The 16972-nt window shown below is 39.7% G+C and carries 16 protein-coding genes; all 16 read right to left on the reverse strand.

Going from position 1 to position 16972, the window contains the following annotated elements:
• Window positions 1–12: 12 nt before the first annotated feature.
• A complete protein-coding gene (locus tag AB3351_RS18505; protein ID WP_371148633.1) occupies window positions 13–441 on the reverse strand; it encodes an EscU/YscU/HrcU family type III secretion system export apparatus switch protein in 429 nt (142 codons plus the stop codon).
• A complete protein-coding gene (locus AB3351_RS18510; RefSeq protein ID WP_371148634.1) occupies window positions 438–3671 on the reverse strand; it encodes a hypothetical protein in 3234 nt (1077 codons plus the stop codon). The genes AB3351_RS18505 and AB3351_RS18510 overlap by 4 nt, the downstream gene beginning before the upstream one ends.
• A 130-nt stretch (window positions 3672–3801) precedes the next feature.
• Window positions 3802–4179, reverse strand: a complete 378-nt coding sequence (locus AB3351_RS18515; RefSeq protein WP_371148635.1) for a hypothetical protein — start codon at window positions 4177–4179, stop codon at window positions 3802–3804.
• Window positions 4180–4197: 18 nt separating this feature from the next.
• Window positions 4198–5946 carry a flagellar filament capping protein FliD gene (fliD, locus tag AB3351_RS18520; RefSeq protein ID WP_371148636.1) on the reverse strand — a complete coding sequence of 583 codons (1749 nt, stop codon included), beginning with the start codon at window positions 5944–5946 and terminating at the stop codon, window positions 4198–4200.
• A 15-nt stretch (window positions 5947–5961) separates the two neighbouring features.
• A complete protein-coding gene (locus AB3351_RS18525) occupies window positions 5962–6351 on the reverse strand; it encodes a flagellar protein FlaG (RefSeq protein WP_371148637.1) in 390 nt (129 codons plus the stop codon).
• Between the two features lie 109 nt (window positions 6352–6460).
• Window positions 6461–6853, reverse strand: a complete 393-nt coding sequence (fliS, locus tag AB3351_RS18530) for a flagellar export chaperone FliS (RefSeq protein ID WP_371148638.1) — start codon at window positions 6851–6853, stop codon at window positions 6461–6463.
• Window positions 6854–7008: 155 nt separating this feature from the next.
• The gene (locus tag AB3351_RS18535; protein ID WP_371148639.1) at window positions 7009–8118 is read right to left on the reverse strand and encodes a DegT/DnrJ/EryC1/StrS family aminotransferase; all 1110 of its coding nucleotides are present in this window, start codon (window positions 8116–8118) and stop codon (window positions 7009–7011) included.
• Window positions 8119–8133: 15 nt separating this feature from the next.
• Window positions 8134–8718 (reverse strand): acyltransferase, encoded by a 585-nt coding sequence (locus AB3351_RS18540; RefSeq protein ID WP_371148640.1) that lies wholly within the window; start codon window positions 8716–8718, stop codon window positions 8134–8136.
• A gap of 1 nt (window position 8719) precedes the next feature.
• Window positions 8720–9670, reverse strand: a complete 951-nt coding sequence (locus AB3351_RS18545) for a Gfo/Idh/MocA family protein (protein ID WP_371148641.1) — start codon at window positions 9668–9670, stop codon at window positions 8720–8722.
• Window positions 9671–9687: 17 nt separating this feature from the next.
• A complete protein-coding gene (locus AB3351_RS18550; protein WP_371148642.1) occupies window positions 9688–11025 on the reverse strand; it encodes a nucleotide sugar dehydrogenase in 1338 nt (445 codons plus the stop codon).
• Window positions 11026–11110: 85 nt separating this feature from the next.
• Entirely contained in the window at window positions 11111–12475 is a 1365-nt protein-coding gene (locus tag AB3351_RS18555) for a glycosyltransferase (RefSeq protein WP_371148643.1), read from the reverse strand.
• 14 nt (window positions 12476–12489) lie between these two features.
• Complete coding sequence (locus AB3351_RS18560; protein WP_371148644.1) at window positions 12490–14418, reverse strand: glycosyltransferase; 1929 nt, start codon at window positions 14416–14418, stop codon at window positions 12490–12492.
• Window positions 14403–14744 (reverse strand): hypothetical protein, encoded by a 342-nt coding sequence (locus tag AB3351_RS18565; protein ID WP_371148645.1) that lies wholly within the window; start codon window positions 14742–14744, stop codon window positions 14403–14405. Before AB3351_RS18565 ends, AB3351_RS18560 begins: the two co-directional genes overlap by 16 nt.
• A 77-nt stretch (window positions 14745–14821) precedes the next feature.
• The gene (locus tag AB3351_RS18570) at window positions 14822–15973 is read right to left on the reverse strand and encodes a flagellin N-terminal helical domain-containing protein (protein ID WP_371148646.1); all 1152 of its coding nucleotides are present in this window, start codon (window positions 15971–15973) and stop codon (window positions 14822–14824) included.
• Window positions 15974–16225: 252 nt separating this feature from the next.
• On the reverse strand, window positions 16226–16477 hold the full coding sequence (gene csrA / locus AB3351_RS18575) for a carbon storage regulator CsrA (RefSeq protein WP_371148647.1): 252 nt from the start codon (window positions 16475–16477) through the stop codon (window positions 16226–16228).
• A 9-nt stretch (window positions 16478–16486) separates the two neighbouring features.
• A complete protein-coding gene (fliW, locus tag AB3351_RS18580; protein WP_371148648.1) occupies window positions 16487–16948 on the reverse strand; it encodes a flagellar assembly protein FliW in 462 nt (153 codons plus the stop codon).
• Window positions 16949–16972 lie beyond the last annotated feature (24 nt).

Raw genomic sequence — 16972 nt, forward strand, 5'->3', positions numbered from 1 at the left:
TCTTCTTATGAATTATTCTATATTTCGAATGCTTTGCAGCAAATCATCCAAGCTGATATCTTCTTCCTCTTCTTCGGACTCCCCGTCCCAGTACGGCGTCTGCCTAAGCGTCCGCAGGTTCTCTACAGGAGAGACAGGCATAGGGGGAGCACCCACGCTGGCCCGTCGGACGAGCAGCAGCACTTCTGCGACTACCTGGTATAGCTGAGGCGGCACATTACTGCCCAGATCTAGATTCAGCAGGTTTTCAAGCAGCAGGCCATCCTCCTGCATCGGAATATCGTGCTCCTTCGCCTTCGCAATGATCTTCTCTGCCACCGCTCCGCGCCCTTGCGCGACAATTGTCGGCGCTTTGTCATTCTCCTTGTCATAACGAATGACCGCAACCTGCGAAGGCTTGTCTCCCTTCTGCGGCCGGCGCTGAATATGTTTGTACATCATATCGAGAAATCCAATCCTTCCTGTCCGGATTGCTGAATCGCACGACTTCTGGCGAGCGCCGTGTCCACGGTCGGCACTTCCTGTACACTTGCCTGTTTTTCCTGTCCAATCGGAGTAAATGTCACGCCATTCATCCGATACCCCATCTGCTGCAGCGCCTCCTCCATCTGTGGAACATACGGTCTAAACACCTCATCTACCTGCGGATGATCGTTCTGTACGCGAATCGTCATCTCCCGATTCACTACCATCACCGATACACCTGTCTCACCGAACTTCGGCGTATCAAGGAAAAAGAATAAGCTGCAGTTCTCCCAATCCATTTGCTGTCCATTGTTGCGGGCATGCACCTGAAGCTCGGCCGTATGCATCCCTTCCTCCCATGGAAGCGGAAGCTGAATTTGCATGGTCTGAATCGGTGCGGTAGGCTCTTGTCTGGATAGAAGCTGCTGACCGGTAATATTGGATAGTGCCTGTTCCATCACTTCTTTTGCTCGTGGTGTAAGTGATCTTTCCATGCCATCAAGCAAATACGATTTCATGGAGTTTGGCGGTGCATCCGCTCGTTCATGGAACTCTCCGCCAAATCGTCCACTGCCTGCTTGCGCCATTCCTTCACGGCGCATCAGCCACTCCATCGCTTCCTTCTCATGAGTGTAGCCGACACCGCGCATCATCTCCTGTACCCCCCGTCCCGTCAACGTTCCATCCTGCCAGGATTGTCCATACGTTTGGAATGGGCTGCGCATCTCACCGTCCAGCGTTGTTTTCGAGAAGAAGCGTTCCACTTTCATATAGGAAGGCTGCCAATGCAGCTTTTCCAGCTCGCCTTTCACACGTTGGAAGAGCTGCAGGGCTTCATCCTGCCTGCCCTTATCCAGCATCCCCTTGACCTGCTGAAGCTCTCCGCTCATCTTCAATACACTATGCTCGAATTCCATATCCGCAAACAGCGCGAACTCTCCTTTATTAACCAATCGATTGACCATCTCAATAGTTGGCTCTACGATGCGCTGAATATACGAAGATGCCTGTGGAGTCTTCTGTTGAAGAAACTGGCTCATGCGCTCTACATTATTGACAATTTCTTTCTTCAACTGCGCAAACTCCTCGCCCACTTCACGTAAGTAATCGGGAATATACTGTGTTACACGCTCAAAATTCGCTGTCTGCACGTTCGTTAACGCAGCCATGCGTTCGCCAGCTTGTGTCAACAGTTGTTCGAGTTCATTCATGCCTTCCAGTATCGTTTCCGGGCGATACGCACCATCTACTACATCCGCTTCGATACGTTGTAGGAACTGCTCCATCTGCCGCACTTCCTGCTGTGGCAGCTTCTCACGCTGAGCCGCCTGCCGCAAGGATACAGCCGCATCTCGTACAATCTGCTCTGGACTACGTGAAGTGCTCAATGCCTCCAGCGGATTTGCCGTTCCCATTCCCTTACCTAAAGCCGCTGCCAGCTCCTGACGCGCCAGACCGACCAGGCTTCCCAGTTTCATGAATGTCTCACTTACTGGACGCAGGAAATCCCCTGCATTATCCGCACCCTCGCCTAAACCATTGGTTAATGGGTTGGTTCTATCCGCTGCAGCTTCGGCGATCGGAAGCTTAAACATCTTCACCAGCGTATCCAGGGTTTTCTCTACCATTACTTTGGCTTCCATTCCCTTACCTACTGCCTCATAGCTCATCGACATACGCAGGTCTTTCACAATACGGTTCATCATCGCCTGCAGGTCTTTTTGCAGCTGCGGACTAAGCTTTGCTTCTCCGAGAACTTGCTCGACTGCTTTCTGCAGGTTATCAATGCCGCTTCTCGTCACCTTACCTGAAAGCCTAAGATCCAGCACAAGATTAGCTAGATCCTTCAATGCACTGTTTTCTGTCTTTGGCGCTTCTCTAACCTCCTGTGTAGGAGTGCTCGGCTGCTGCGGAAGCTTTGCGGCTGCTTCCATACGTGCTAATTCCTGCTTTATTTGCTTTAGATTATTGCTTATATCCGTTGCTCGTACTGTGTCGGCTATCTTTTCCGGTGAGATGTATGTTTGGCTGCTGGGAGTATTTTTGATAAGCTGGGTGACTTGTTCTACCGTTTGCTGGAGTTTTATACGTACATGCTCCGGCATGTTCTTCACTTCAGGATTACGCTGCATCTGTTCAATCAATTGCGTAAGCTGTTCTTTGCGAATCGGCTGCTTCAATTGGAGGACCTGCTGCAGCGTGTCTACTTGGCGAATAAGAGAGTCCCCTTGCCTGCTTGTAGCAACAGCTGATTCCGCTTGTGCCGCTGCTCGTCTAATCTGAGTAGCGGTTTGTGCTATGTCCTGTGCACGCACTCTCTGTGCCAGTTTATCTGAAGCAATCGTCTCCTGTTTTCCTGCTGCTTCCTTTATCGTCGATTCAACCTGTTTTATAATATGTGCCACATTTTGTCGAATCGGCTCACTTATTTTGCTCGCCTCTACGGATCGTTTCATCTGGTCAGCTAGCTTTTGCAGCTGCTCCTTGTTTACCGGTCGTCCACTTTCTACAACTTTAGCCAGAAGATCAAGCTGCTGTGAGAGCTTTTGCTCTGGCGCAACTGTTCGGACTTCTCTGTTCCCATTTGCAGCGTTAGTACGTTGCGTCTGTGTCGGCACAAGATCAGGCGCTTCCTTGGCAAGATCTGATACGATCTTATCTAGAGACGGCCCATGCAGCGCACGAAAGACCGCTTCATAGCTTTTGGGTGTTACCGTGATTTTCTTTTGCGCCATGATCGAAAGGGTATCAAGCTTTTGCTGTACAACTCCTTCCCCATTCTGCATGACCTGTTGAACTCGCTGCAGTACCTCTTTTGAGACGGGTACCCGCTCGGCAAGTAATCTGGACACAGCTTCTCTCATATCCACAGTCACTTTGACACCTGCATCTTTTAGTACACGCTCCGCCTCTGCTTCAAGTGAAGCGGAGCTTCCTCTTTGAGGTGGAGCGGAAGAGGTAGATACGGCACGCACATGTATCGTATTGCCTTTTATGTCTGTAATCTGAACAGGGACTTCCCCTTTTGTAGGTACCCCTTTATCAAAGATCGCATTGTATTGTTGTCCTTTTATCTCAATGACCGCCTCATTCGAGGACAGACGCTGCTTTACCGTTGCGCTGACTACCTCGTTCTGGCGCACATCTGCTGGTTTTCCTGTATTCTGTGCTGTCTGTGTTCCGGGCGTAAAACCTGATATTTGCACGTGTGCTTCCACCTTTCCGTACGGTACTGTTCTATAAATAATATCGGATAAAACAGGCGAGAACTGTAATCATCATTCTTATAAAAAAGCCCCTTTTCCCAGCTTACTGCCAGAAAAAAGGGCGATTTCTTTAGTTCTTTTTATCGAAGAAAATGCTTGGCGGATGTGCATCTTCATCCATATAACCTTTTCTAATAATAGTTTTTTGGCGCTCGGCCACAGATAAATTCTGCAACTTACTATAAAGTGGCAAAAGCAGCGGATCAATCTTCTCACGTATCTGCTTAATGCCAGATATGATTTCTTTAAACTCTTTTTCTTGCTGAGGTAAAAATGGAGACTGCTGCGCGTCAATTTTATCAATGAGCTGGATAATTCGCTCGCATTTTTCTACTCGTTCTAGAAATTGCTCTGCTTCTTCTTCTTGTAAATGTTGAAGCTGCAGTAACGTCTCAACCTTCATTTCCTCAAGTAACTGCTTCTTCTTTACATATAAGTTCTCGTTCATTATTCTTTCCTTACATTATTATTTCGCTGCAAACTGTTGTGCTAACCAGCCACTCTGCGAATTGTATTTGCTCATCGCTTTTTCCATCGCAGTAAATTTAGCATAATAGTTATTCTCTTTTCGAATCAGTCTATCTTCTGTATCGTCAATTCTTTTATTCAAATCAAGAATCCTTTTACCAAACAAGCTACTATCAGTAATTGCACTTCCACTTGCACCAGCCTTTTCAATTAGCAATTTTGAAGATTCTTCAAAATTAGCTGTAACTCGATGAATGAGACCAGTCTTTCCGCTCTTTTCATCACTAGCTGACTGAATGAACAGGTTTTTTACTGCTTCTGGATCTTCTTGAAGAACTTTTCTTAGTTTTTCCTCGTCTACTTGCAGCTTTCCTTGATCTTTGTACGTATTTGACTTAATGCCAATGGAAGCAAGCGAATTATATTTACTACCATTATCAACTGTTCCACCCATCTGCAGACGTATATTCGATGCCAGTGCTGATAGAGTGCCATCTCTGCGTAATAATCCACTTTTAGCTTTTTGTTCCCATTGCTCGATCTGCTTTTCACTTAGTGCTTCTCGCTCTTCATCAGTAAGTGGTTTAAAGCTTCTGTATACTGGCTCATCAATTACTTTATTCAATTTATCTAATATCTCATTATATTTATTAATAAATTCTTTAATATTTTTGATTTCTGTTTCAATATCACGAGAAACAGTTGTGGTGACTTCTCCAATTTGCTTAAAGTTATAGTTAAGTCCAAAAACAGTTGTATTATTAGCTGGAGTCTCAATAATTTCTCCGTCATTATAACGAAATTGTGCATCTTTTCCTAATGCTTTTACTGGAATGTTTGCATCAAAAGAAGCTCCGGATACACCTAACTTGCTCAATGTATCTTCATTAGATGAAGAAATTTTTACAACCTTACCCGCAGGATGCGTAATCTCAATTTTTGTTCCATTTTTACTGAAAACCTCCCCTTCCGAGGAGAATGCTTTTTTCATTCTCGCTAATATAGTGTCTACGTTATCCGCGGATGTAACTTTGATACTTTTTTCGATATCTCCGACCTTTAAAGTTATGTCCCTTCCTAAGGCACCAAACTCAGCAATATTTGCAAAATCTATTGTTGCACCAGCTGCAAGTTCCTTTTCATATTGCTTGATACCTAGCTTTTGAAGTGCCTCCGCACCACTAAGTGTAAATGTTGACTTAGTACCTGTTTCTTTTGAATTTATAACAAATTGATTCAAAGTTTCATCATAAGCAGCAGATACACCTAAGCTTTTTCCCTCAACTGTAGCAGTATTAATTTTTGTGACGATATCTTTCATCGTATCTTCAGCTGCAATCTCTATATCCTTACTTTTTCCATTAATATTAATAGTGAGAGTTGCAGCCCCAGAAGGAGTAGATAAACTTGGCTTTCCTTCCAGTTTTGCTAACTCGGCAAGTTGTAAGACTTGCATCTTATGATTTCCTTCAAGCGATTCTGCAGTGCTAGTGACATTTACCTTATTAGCATCAGAAGATACAGCATTAAATGTTCCATATGTTTTAGACAGCTTCATATCAAGCAACGTCTTACGAAATGTAAAGATATCTGTATTCCATTGACGATACATCTCGCTTTGCCAGGTTAAAGATTGACGTTGCTGTTTCATTTTATTAACTGGCATACGCTCTGCCTGCATCAGTTGCTTAACCAGTGACTCGGTATCCATTCCTGACATCAGACCACTTAAACGATTTACGGGCATTCTTTCTTCCTCCTATTAAACTTTTTTATCTAAGAAAAATCCAATCATTTCCTTTAACTGTACACGTAGATCTAGTACATACTTAGGCGGAACTTCTTTGACAACTTCATGTGTAATCTTATTCTGAATGACTGCATACCAATCTCCGCTTTTTTCATGAAACTTTAGCGCTAATCCTAAATCAAGCGTTGAAAATAAGGTGTCAGCCATTTTTTCTAGTTTTTCACGTTCATGCTCTGTAGCAGCACCTTGTTCTTTCATATCTTCATTTGATTTTATACCTTCAATTGATACAAACTGTTCTTTGGTTGATACATCCATGGAGTCCTGGGAAACACTTGAAGGTCTGTGAAGCATTCCTGCGCCTACAAAATTATGTGTAAGATTAGTTCGAAATTCTGACATAATGTTTGTTCCTCCTTGTATCATTGCATTGTTACTTTTAATATCGGATAATCCGCTTTAAATAATAAGCTAACAGTTATATTCTACTTCATAAAAAAAAAGCAGACTATTACGCCTGCTTTTGCCCTTGCTGTTTTGTTATCATCATGACTTCTTTCCAAACATCTCTAAATTCGATAAAGAAACTTTCTACTTCATCTAAAATCGCTTTATCTTTATTCACATTTGCTTCAATCATTCGATTCATCATGTAATCGTACATTGTAAGAAATTGCTCTGAAATCTCTACCTTAGGATTCAATGTCAAAATCAACTCTTTTAAGATATCTTGAACACGTACGATATGATTATGAGCATACTGAAGATTATTCGCCTCGATCTCTTGTTTCGCTTGTTTAATAAACTTGATCGCTCCATTATAGAGCATAAATGTTAAGTCACCTTGTGTGGCAGTAGTTACCTGATTGGAACGATATGCTTGAGCAGGATTATGAATGGCCATGCTAACTTTCCCCCTGTACTATAATCTCCATCATCTTTCTTGAGCATTGCAAGTAGCAACCTACCCAAAAAGTTTCCCTGGGGCATTCAAACTAATTACTATTATATATATCGGGAGAAGAAGCAAATTTTTTATCGAATTATATATATTTTTTATTACAACACATCTAAAATTTTTTGCAGTTCTTCTACTACAGTTTCTTGCTGTACTCTTTTCATTTCCGGCCAGATAGGCAAACTGATAACTTCTTCTGCCAATTTCTCTGCCACTGGAAGGACGACGGGGAAATCTTGATAGATAGGCAGCCGATGAACCGGTACCGGGTAATATACCATAGAACCAATCCCTTGTAAGGCTAGTTCTTTTTGTATAATATCTCTTTTCCCATTACATATCCGAATCGTATATTGATGATAGACATGTTTGTTTTCCAGCAGTTCTTCAGGTGTTACAATGTTTGGAATTCCTTTTAATAATTTATTATATGTACTAGCAATTACTCTTCGTTTTTCATTCCATCTATCAATATAAGGAAGTTTAACACGAAGAATTGCCGCTTGCAGTTCATCTAATCGAGAGTTGTATCCAAGAATCTCATTGTAATACTTTTTCTTGGATCCATGTGTCCGTAACATCCGTGCTCTTTCTGCAATCTGCTCATCATCTGTTGTAATTAGCCCGCCGTCTCCATAAGCACCTAGGTTTTTTGTTGGAAAAAAAGAAAAACACCCTACATCTCCCACCGCACCCAATTTCTTATGTTTATACTCTCCACCAAATGCTTGTGCCACATCTTCAATTACTTTTAATCCATGTTTCTGAGCACATTCATTAATTTCGTTCATATTTGCTGCTTGTCCATACAAATGAACGGGAAGGATTGCTTTTGTACGTGTCGTAACAGCCCCTTCAATTAGGTTCACATCAATGTTATACGTCTGTTCATTCACATCTACAAATACAGGAATTGCCCCGACTTGGCTAATGGCTTCCGCTGTTGCAAAAAAAGTAAAGGGCGTGGTAATGACTTCATCACCTTTTCCAACTCCGGCGGCAAGCAGCCCAATTACAAGTGCATCGGTTCCTGAATTTACCGCTATCGCATACTTCGCACCTATATAGTTTGCTACTTCCTTTTCAAAAGCCGTTACATTCTCACCCATTATAAATTGTCCGGAACATAATACGTTATCTATTACTTGCATTAGTTCATTATGTAAGGTCTCTACTTGTGATGTTAATTCAAATACAGGAATATGGCTCATAATATTTCCTCCATTCTATTCAATACGTTGAACAGAAGATTTCTCACTCTGTAAGTATTCCCTATCGCATAAAGTACATATGGCCTTATAATCTGTAAATGCTAATGTTTCTCCACACTCGCATACCCAACCAATATGTCGGGCTGGTATCCCTGCCATCAAAGCATATGGGGGCACGTCTTTCGTAACAACTGCTCCTGCCGCAATGAAAGCCCATGAGCCAACTGTAATCCCGCATACTACGGTTGCATTGGCACCAATTGAAGCACCTCGCTTTACGACTGTCAGTGCATAATCTTCTTTCGTATTACGTGGAAAAGCGGAGCGCGGTGTTTTAACATTTGTAAACACCATACTAGGTCCACAGAATACGTCGTCTTCAAGAATAACTCCTTCATAAATCGAAACATTATTTTGCACCTTTACATTTGTTCCGATTTTCACATTTGAGGCCACAAATACATTCTGTCCCAAATTACAGCGCTCTCCAATCTCTGTTCCGCTCATAATATGAGAAAAATGCCAGATGTGCGTCCCTTTTCCAATACATGCTCCCTTATCCACATATGAAGATTCATGCACAAAATACTCTTGTGTCATTCTATATTCTTTCCCTTCTCAGCATACGTGACGCTTCCTCTAAAATACGAATCACATTTAACCCGTTATTACCATCAGAAAAAGGGCGTTGTCTCTCCTGTACACAGGTAAGGAAGTGCTGGCATTCCAATGTCAAAGGTTTAGCTTCACCACGATAAAGAAGGACGCTCCCTTCCTCTTTATTAGAAAGATCGGTATTAATTGCTTTACGATGAAGCACCACCGTTTGTTGTTCCTCATCATAGACGAGCATTCCCTCCGAGCCTGTCACCACAAGGTGCCGGCGTATCTCCGGCCAGTACCAGGATGTATGCAAATGCGCCTGCACGCCGCTCTTAAAATAAAGATGAAGATATACATCGTCTTCTATAGTCGACTGCACAATCGGCTGCCCTGTTACCTGAATCGAAGCAGGCTGCTCATCTGTCAAATATAAAAGCACTGCGATATCATGTACTCCAAAGCTCCATAGTACATTTTCCACTGAGCGGATCCTTCCCAGCTTCAATCGTTCCTGATGCAGCCCTTGTAGCGAACCGATCAGGCCGTCTTCAATTGCTTCTTTTATTTTACGAATAGCCGGCTGGTATAACAACAGGTGGCCAACCATAAGCAGGCGCTCCTGCTTCTCTGCCAAATCAACTAGTTCTTGTGCCTCCTGTGAACAAAGAGTTAACGGTTTTTCGACGAATACATCCTTTCCTGCAAGAAGGGCTGCTTTTGTAATATAAAAATGCGTGGGAGCAGGTGTTGCCACAACCACTGCTGGCGCATCATCTAAAAGTGCAACTTGCACATTCGGATAAAAATGTATCTCTGGGTACACTTCATGCAATTGTTGACGTGTGACCTCATCCTCTTCTACTACACTAGCAAGTGCGCCTAAATCATAAAACGTACGCACCAGGTTTCTACCCCAGTTGCCTGCTCCAATAACAATAACCTGACTCATCTTCTATTCCGCCCTTTTTATAACCGATACAATTTGTGTGCTATAGACATATTCTGCATAGCATTCCGCGTATCAAAAATAAGATGCGCTTTGCGTCCAATCATTTTATAATCAAAATCGGAATGGTCAGTGGTAATAACGATCAAATCAGCGTTTTCCACAGCTTCCTCCGTTAAAGCTACTCTTTCGTACCACTTCCCACGATAGGAAAAGGAAGGAATCCTCGGATCACTAAAAATAAGATTGGCACCTTTTTGTTCAAGAAGTTCAATAATTTCTAGCACAGGTGACTCTCGATAGTCATCAATATCTTTTTTATACGCTACACCAAGCAGATAAATAACAGAGCCCTTAATTGGTTTTGCTTCTTCGTTTAAAATGTGACCAATTCGCTCTACCACAAACTCTGGCATGCTGTTGTTTATTTCACCGGCAATTTCAATTAGCCTGGTATGGTAATTAAATTCTCGTGCTTTCCATGTCAAGTACCACGGATCAATCGGAATACAATGTCCTCCAAGGCCCGGTCCTGGATAGAATGGCATAAAACCATATGGCTTTGTTTTGGCCGCATTAATGACTTCCCAGATATCAATGTTCATGCGATTGCATAAAATCGCCATCTCATTTGCTAGCGCAATATTAATATTACGGAATATGTTTTCGTAAATTTTCTCCATCTCCGCTACTGCAGGGCTAGATACTCGATGGACTGCTCCCTCAAGCACCTGTTCGTATAACGTGGCAGCAACTTCTGTGCAGGCTGGGGTTACACCACCGACTACTTTTGGTGTGTTTTTCGTATTGAATTCCTTGTTCCCCGGATCGACCCGCTCGGGTGAATATGCCAGAAAAAAGTCGATTCCGCATATAAGTCCCGTACTTTCTAGTATAGGTTTTACGACTTCTTCTGTTGTACCAGGATACGTCGTGCTCTCAAGTACGACTAGCATACCCGGGTGAAGGTATTTTGCGATTTCTTCGGCAGATGCTTTGACATAGCTGATATCCGGCTGCTGGTAGTTGTCCAGCGGGGTGGGGACACAAATCGCGATTACATCTACTTCCCGAATGGCAGAATAGTCGGTTGTAGCTCGGATGGTTCCTTTTTCAGCTAAATGGCGAAGCTCGTCTTCGACAACGTCTCCGATATAGTTGATTCCCTGATTGACCATGTCGACACGCTTTTGCTGAATGTCAAAGCCGACGACTTGGAAGCCGACTTTAGCTTTTTCGACTGCGAGTGGAAGGCCAACGTAGCCAAGACCGATAACACCTAGTTCTGCAGAATTTATATAAATTTTTTTAATTAAGCTTTTAGCTTCATTGTTTAATTTTGAAGTGATATTCTCCATAAGAGTGCACCTTCTTAATTTTAGTTAAGAGAAGTATCCGGTTAATTCTTCGCTTATATCTAGCTCTAAAAATTTGCTTAACCTTTCAGCATGTTCTAGAACTAGATTCCTGTAATAAATTCATTATTATATTTAACAAAACTTCATTTTGTTTATCCGATGCATAATTTGTTTCAATAAAAGAACGGTATTCTTTTGACTTGTATTCATCTTCTTCTATTTTTTCAATCGCTTCTTCTAAAGTGTTAAATAAATAATCAGCAGGATAATGATCTTTCAACCCTTCACAATTATGCAAAATTGGTTTAATTCCTGATAACATTGATTCTGCAGCAGCATAACATAAGCCCTCATCAATGCTTGAAATCAATATATAATTAATTTTTTCGAACCATTTTATCTTATTTTCATGATCTTTCCAGCCCTCAAAAACAATATTGTCTTTAAGATTATGTTCATTAACAAAAAATTCAATATAGCGATAAGTTCGCTCGTCTTGAAACTCCCCTGCGAGAAAAAGTTTATAACGCTTATCTTTTGAATAAAGCTTCAAGAAAATATCCAATGTTAAAGGTAGATTTTTTTTAAAGTTAATATAACCTAAGTATCCAATATTAAAACCTCTGTTTTTTTCTTTAAAAGGGTATTTTGAAACTTCGACCCCACAATATACTAAATTTATTTTTGTACTTTTAAGTTTATCTGTATTAATCTTAGCCTTAAAAAGCTTTAAAATATGAGGAGCTACCACAATTAGTTGATCAACTAAGTTCCAATTTACTTTTGTAATATTAGGAGTATATACTTCATAGCCATGTATGCGGCAAATGATTTTCTTTTCTTGAGCAATTTCTATATTGCTAGCATAAATAATTAGCTCATCACACCATTCGAACCAGCATATATCTGCCCATTTCATGGCTTCATTAATCTGCGATAATTCTGTAACCTCAATTTTTATTACTCTATAATCCCGCTCTAATCCTGAAATAACGCTACCTAAAAAACTATCCATTCCTTGTTTTACAAAAAAGGCGATTTTCTTTTTCTGTACTAAAGAAGGCTGTTGTTCTTCAATTCTTTTGCTTGCCTGTCTAGCCTCATCTTTTTTATTCTCATCGTCAAATAACTCTGCTGCATCATAATAAAGTTCATAGGCTTGCTGGTAATTTTGCTGCTGTTCATGTGTATAAGCAAGGTTAAATATCAAATCAGGATGAAATGAAGCCTGTCGCAATCCTTCTGTTAAAATTAGCTTTGCTTCATCAAATTTTTGCTCAAGCAAACAAATAACGGCTTTTAAACTATATACATCTATATCATCAGGGTTTATTTGTTCATACTTGTAAATCGCTTGTCTAGCTTCCTCAAAGTTACCATTATATATGAATTTTTCTATTTTACTTTTTATTGTCTTTAGCTCGTTATAAATTTGTTGATCCTGCTCCATCTCTTTACCATCCTTTATATAACATCTGTAAATACATTTTTATGATGATTTTTCATTAACTCCGCCATATATGGATATACTTGAACAGCATCATAGTAGTGCTTTGTAAAAATACGGATATTTTTTTGTCCAAGTGCCTCATGAGCAAATTTTAAAATAATAAAAAATTTTTCTTCTTGATTGCCTAATGTTTGGTAAGTTAATCTCAGATGATCAATATTATATAAATAATTAATATAATTAATTCCATACTCTATATATAAATCAAAAATTAGTATGCAATCCTCTTTTATATTTGATTTATTTACTCTTGATTCCTCTATCTCACTTAAAAGAATGACTTGAGCTATTGCTATCGCAATTCGATTGCTCTGATAATCATTTTCTCTTATTTTTTCTTCTTTTAACTTTTTAATCAAGTACTCTTTTGCCTCGCTCCATCTATCAATCAATTCTTTTACAAGCATCTTCAATTGGACACTATTTATTTTTTTAAATGTAGGGAACAAATTCATTCCTTCCTGAATCGCCCTGTAAAACACTTCTCCATATAGCCTGATGGGGAGCTTACTTATATCGTTTTTTGTTATAAATTCTCTAATAAGAGGTTGTGGTTCCTCTATTGTTCTGATTTTATTTAACTTCGCATATACATCCTCACCATCAGAAAACACTTTTTCAATTTCCTGTTTTTGGCTGACTTCGATTCTCTCTTTTTCGTTCTCCAAAATATCGATAAATATATTCTTATACTGCAATTCATCCATATTTCGGTAGTAATCATATAAGTTTTCATACTGTTTCAAACAAATACATAATTTGATAAATAAAGGTATCTTTTTATACTCATCTTTAATAAATACAAAATAAGGAAAGGCCTCTCTGCTTTTTTCCTTATCATAAAAGTATTGAATCATTTTATATGCAGCTTCTTCTTGATATTTACTGTTATATGTGTAAATTTCCACCTTATTATATTTAAAATAGTCTACTTTCCCTGCATCATATTTCTCGGTAATTGTAAAGTAAGTTTGAATGGCTTTAAAGCCATTTTCATTTAATCCCAGTTCAAGATATGCACAGCCCATATAATAATAAAAATCAAGATAATCTGGAATAAGGGTAATGCCATGCTCGCATATTTCGATCACCTTCTCAAACCGATTAGAAAAGTAACTTATTCTGGCATACTCGACAAGCACTCCATAATATTTAAGTTGCATCTCTTTATCTTTTCCTGATAATAAGTTATACGCTTCCTGTATTTCTTTTAATGCATCCGCTATGTCTTTATGCATCAAATATGACCTAGCAAGCTGAAAACGATAATAAATGTGATTCGGATCTCTTTTTATTTCACGCTTTAGCATGGTTGCCGTCCGTTGAAACTTAGCTTCCATTAATTCTTTATCTTCATTGTTGTAGCCATAATGAATAATCTGAATCTTGCTGTTTACCAAAACCGGCTCCCAGAATACAGGCTGATTATGAATGGAACCTGTATACTTAAATTTTCCATCGTTTTTAAACAAGCGTTCTGTCAATTGATATGCAAATTGCTGAATAGTAGGCAGCAGCAAGCTTTTAACGGTAACACGTATTGTATTATAATGTTCGTTCTCCTTATTATCTAGCAAAGTTAGTAGGTTTTCAGGGTTTTCTAATTCTTCATCTGCATCTAAAATAAAAATCCATTTTCCCTTTGCATAAGAGATCGATATATTTCTCATATCGGAAAAGTTTCCGTTCCATTCATGAAAATATAAGCGAGCTGGGTACTCTTCAATAATTTTAACTGTGTTATCTGTTGAGCCAGTATCTACGATAATAAGTTCAACGTCTTTTCTGTTAATAATCGGATATAAGCTATCTAAACAGCGACGTAAATTTTTCTCCTCGTTTTTTACAATCATGCAAATACTTAGCATTAATTTTTGATCCATAGAATATCACTCCAATGCTCTAGCAAAGGTTTCAACTCATAATTTAATAAATCAGAGACAAAACTATACTCCTGAATTTCCAGTTTTTCTACGATAAGTTGCACTTTTTCGGTTAATTCTCCAATGTTTAGCTCTACATCTTCATAACTTGATAACGAATGAACTCCATCGGTAAGAGAGGCAAGATCTTCAGTTAAAAATATCATTCTCTTATTTGCTTCGTTTTCCTCCTTACCATATAGTTCTACAATTTCTTCAATACGTGTAACCAAGTTGTTTATCAATTCTCTAAGAGTTCTCTTTAATTCATATACTTCCTCTTGCATTATTCTAACCTCCATATAAGCTAGTAAAGCCGACTTCAAAAGTCGGCTTTACTGCTGTGTTCATTATAAAACTACGATTAACGGAGAAGTTGAAGAACGCCTTGTGGTGCTTGGTTAGCCTGAGCAAGCATAGCTTGAGCAGCTTGAGAAAGAATGCTGTTTTTTGTTTGATTCATCATTTCTTTCGCCATGTCTACATCACGAATGCGTGATTCAGAAGCTTGCAGGTTCTCAGAAGCTGTATCCAGGTTCTTAATAGAGTGTTCTAGACGGTTTTGGAACGAACCCAGTTTTGAACGTTCAGCAGAAACCTGCTCAATCGCACGGTTGATACCTGAAATAGAAGCTTCTGCTGCTTGAGCAGAAGTCACTTTAATTCCTGATACATTCAGAGCAGAAGAGCTCATGCTTCCGATGTCAACGCTCATAGTTTGAGAAGAATTCGCACCAATTTGGTATGTCAGAGACTTATCTTCTAATTTATTTACAGCTTTTCTTTGTGTAAAGGTTACTTCATCCCCGATATTAGCGGTTGTCAGCGCACCAAGCGTAACTTTTGCACTGCCAATAGTAACACTTCCACCTGCTGCCGCCACTGTTGCACTACCAGTTGCTCCCGATTTGTCAGTCCATTTAACAGTGTAACTTGTAGAAGTTCCTGATGTAGCCGCTTTTGTAATTTTTACATTATACGTGTTATCTGTAGCAATGGATGTTGCTGATGTACCAGCAGCAGCAATAGTTTTGTTGAATGAAGAGGTGTTATTTTCTTCAAACTTAACCCACTGAGCTTCCACTTTCACACCTTCACGTTGACCGTCTAACAACTTCTTAGTATTAAACTCCGTAGTGTTAGAAATACGATCAATTTCTTCAATCAACTGATCCATTTCTTTCTGTAGTTCGCCACGGTCTGTATCTGTGTTCGTATCATTCGAAGATTGAACTGCAAGTTCACGCATACGCTGTAGAATAGCATGTGTTTCGTTCAATGCACCTTCTGCTGTTTGAATCAGAGAGATACCATCTTGAGCATTACGAGAAGCTTGGTCTAATCCACGGATTTGGCCGCGCATTTTTTCAGAGATTGCAAGGCCCGCAGCATCATCACCAGCACGGTTAATGCGAAGACCTGAAGAAAGTTTTTCGATTGACTTGGATTGTGCAGCATTGTTGACACCTAGTTGACGATGAGAGTTCATCGCTTGCAGATTGTGATTGATAATCATGATATGTTCCTCCTTGAGTTTTACCCACCCACATCCTTGTGGTTGGAAAAGTTATATAAGAACACCATATGCTTGTGTCGCGCGCCACAATTTTGTATGTTGTTCTCTACACTTATAATATCGGATGCGCAGTTACTTTCTTTAGCCATTTAGATAAAAAAATAATATAAATCATATACTCATTCAAAAAGATGTAACAAAAAACAGTCTCTTCATAAAAAGAGACTGAATAGTAGTTACGTATGATTAGTATCATTTATTTTTTATTTGTAATTCTTGTTTTTTCAGGGTGATTTGCTTCAATACATTAATATCGAGGCTATTCTCACTTGCAAGATGGTTCTCCTGTTGTATAGCCTGATAGATTTCCTGACGATGAATTTCAATATGATGTGGCGCTTCTATTCCAAGCTTTATCTGATCTCCATCAATCCCGACGATTTTAACAATAATATCGTCCGCGATTACAATTGACTGTCCTACTTTTCTTGTTAATACAAGCATAGTAATCGCCTACCTTTTCTGTTCCGATACCGGCTTTACCACTTCTTCTTGCACGAATATAGGCTGACGTACTGAATAATTTACATTTTCTAGTACAAGCTGTGCACCTTGATGAGTATGTGTATTTAGGATAATAGGAGCTACCATATTAGCCCTTGATTCATGGAGTGGCTCACGTAATACTACAACCGAGTAGCATACTACCTGTTCTTCCTCTTCAATAGACAATTCAGTTATGAGATATTCTGGAACTGTAAATTCATAGTTAGGAAACGTAGAAAACGGATTAATCAAGAAGAAGTATTTATCCTCTTCAATCGAGTGTAAAACAGTAAACGGACTATCTTCTATTGTAAGTAGAATAAATTTTTTTAGATTTGAAAACCCTGGGAGCCCCTGTTTAAAATGATATACATCTTGCTCATTATATACAACTTCCCCCAACAAACTTGAAACGATTTTTGAAGACATAGTTATAACTCCTTTATATGCTGG

This window comes from Aneurinibacillus sp. REN35, assembly GCF_041379945.2.
GTDB lineage: Bacteria > Bacillota > Bacilli > Aneurinibacillales > Aneurinibacillaceae > Aneurinibacillus.

Bases quoted from the DNA above. Each gene is read 5' to 3' on its own strand.
- AB3351_RS18505 (WP_371148633.1), bottom strand. From the start codon at position 441: ATGATGTACAAACATATTCAGCGCCGGCCGCAGAAGGGAGACAAGCCT.
- AB3351_RS18515 (WP_371148635.1), bottom strand. From the start codon at position 4,179: ATGAACGAGAACTTATATGTAAAGAAGAAGCAGTTACTTGAGGAAATG.
- fliD (WP_371148636.1), bottom strand. From the start codon at position 5,946: ATGCCCGTAAATCGTTTAAGTGGTCTGATGTCAGGAATGGATACCGAG.
- AB3351_RS18525 (WP_371148637.1), bottom strand. From the start codon at position 6,351: ATGTCAGAATTTCGAACTAATCTTACACATAATTTTGTAGGCGCAGGA.
- fliS (WP_371148638.1), bottom strand. From the start codon at position 6,853: ATGGCCATTCATAATCCTGCTCAAGCATATCGTTCCAATCAGGTAACT.
- AB3351_RS18535 (WP_371148639.1), bottom strand. From the start codon at position 8,118: ATGAGCCATATTCCTGTATTTGAATTAACATCACAAGTAGAGACCTTA.
- AB3351_RS18540 (WP_371148640.1), bottom strand. From the start codon at position 8,718: ATGACACAAGAGTATTTTGTGCATGAATCTTCATATGTGGATAAGGGA.
- AB3351_RS18545 (WP_371148641.1), bottom strand. From the start codon at position 9,670: ATGAGTCAGGTTATTGTTATTGGAGCAGGCAACTGGGGTAGAAACCTG.
- AB3351_RS18550 (WP_371148642.1), bottom strand. From the start codon at position 11,025: ATGGAGAATATCACTTCAAAATTAAACAATGAAGCTAAAAGCTTAATT.
- AB3351_RS18555 (WP_371148643.1), bottom strand. From the start codon at position 12,475: ATGGAGCAGGATCAACAAATTTATAACGAGCTAAAGACAATAAAAAGT.
- AB3351_RS18560 (WP_371148644.1), bottom strand. From the start codon at position 14,418: ATGGATCAAAAATTAATGCTAAGTATTTGCATGATTGTAAAAAACGAG.
- AB3351_RS18565 (WP_371148645.1), bottom strand. From the start codon at position 14,744: ATGCAAGAGGAAGTATATGAATTAAAGAGAACTCTTAGAGAATTGATA.
- AB3351_RS18570 (WP_371148646.1), bottom strand. From the start codon at position 15,973: ATGATTATCAATCACAATCTGCAAGCGATGAACTCTCATCGTCAACTA.
- csrA (WP_371148647.1), bottom strand. From the start codon at position 16,477: ATGCTTGTATTAACAAGAAAAGTAGGACAGTCAATTGTAATCGCGGAC.
- fliW (WP_371148648.1), bottom strand. From the start codon at position 16,948: ATGTCTTCAAAAATCGTTTCAAGTTTGTTGGGGGAAGTTGTATATAAT.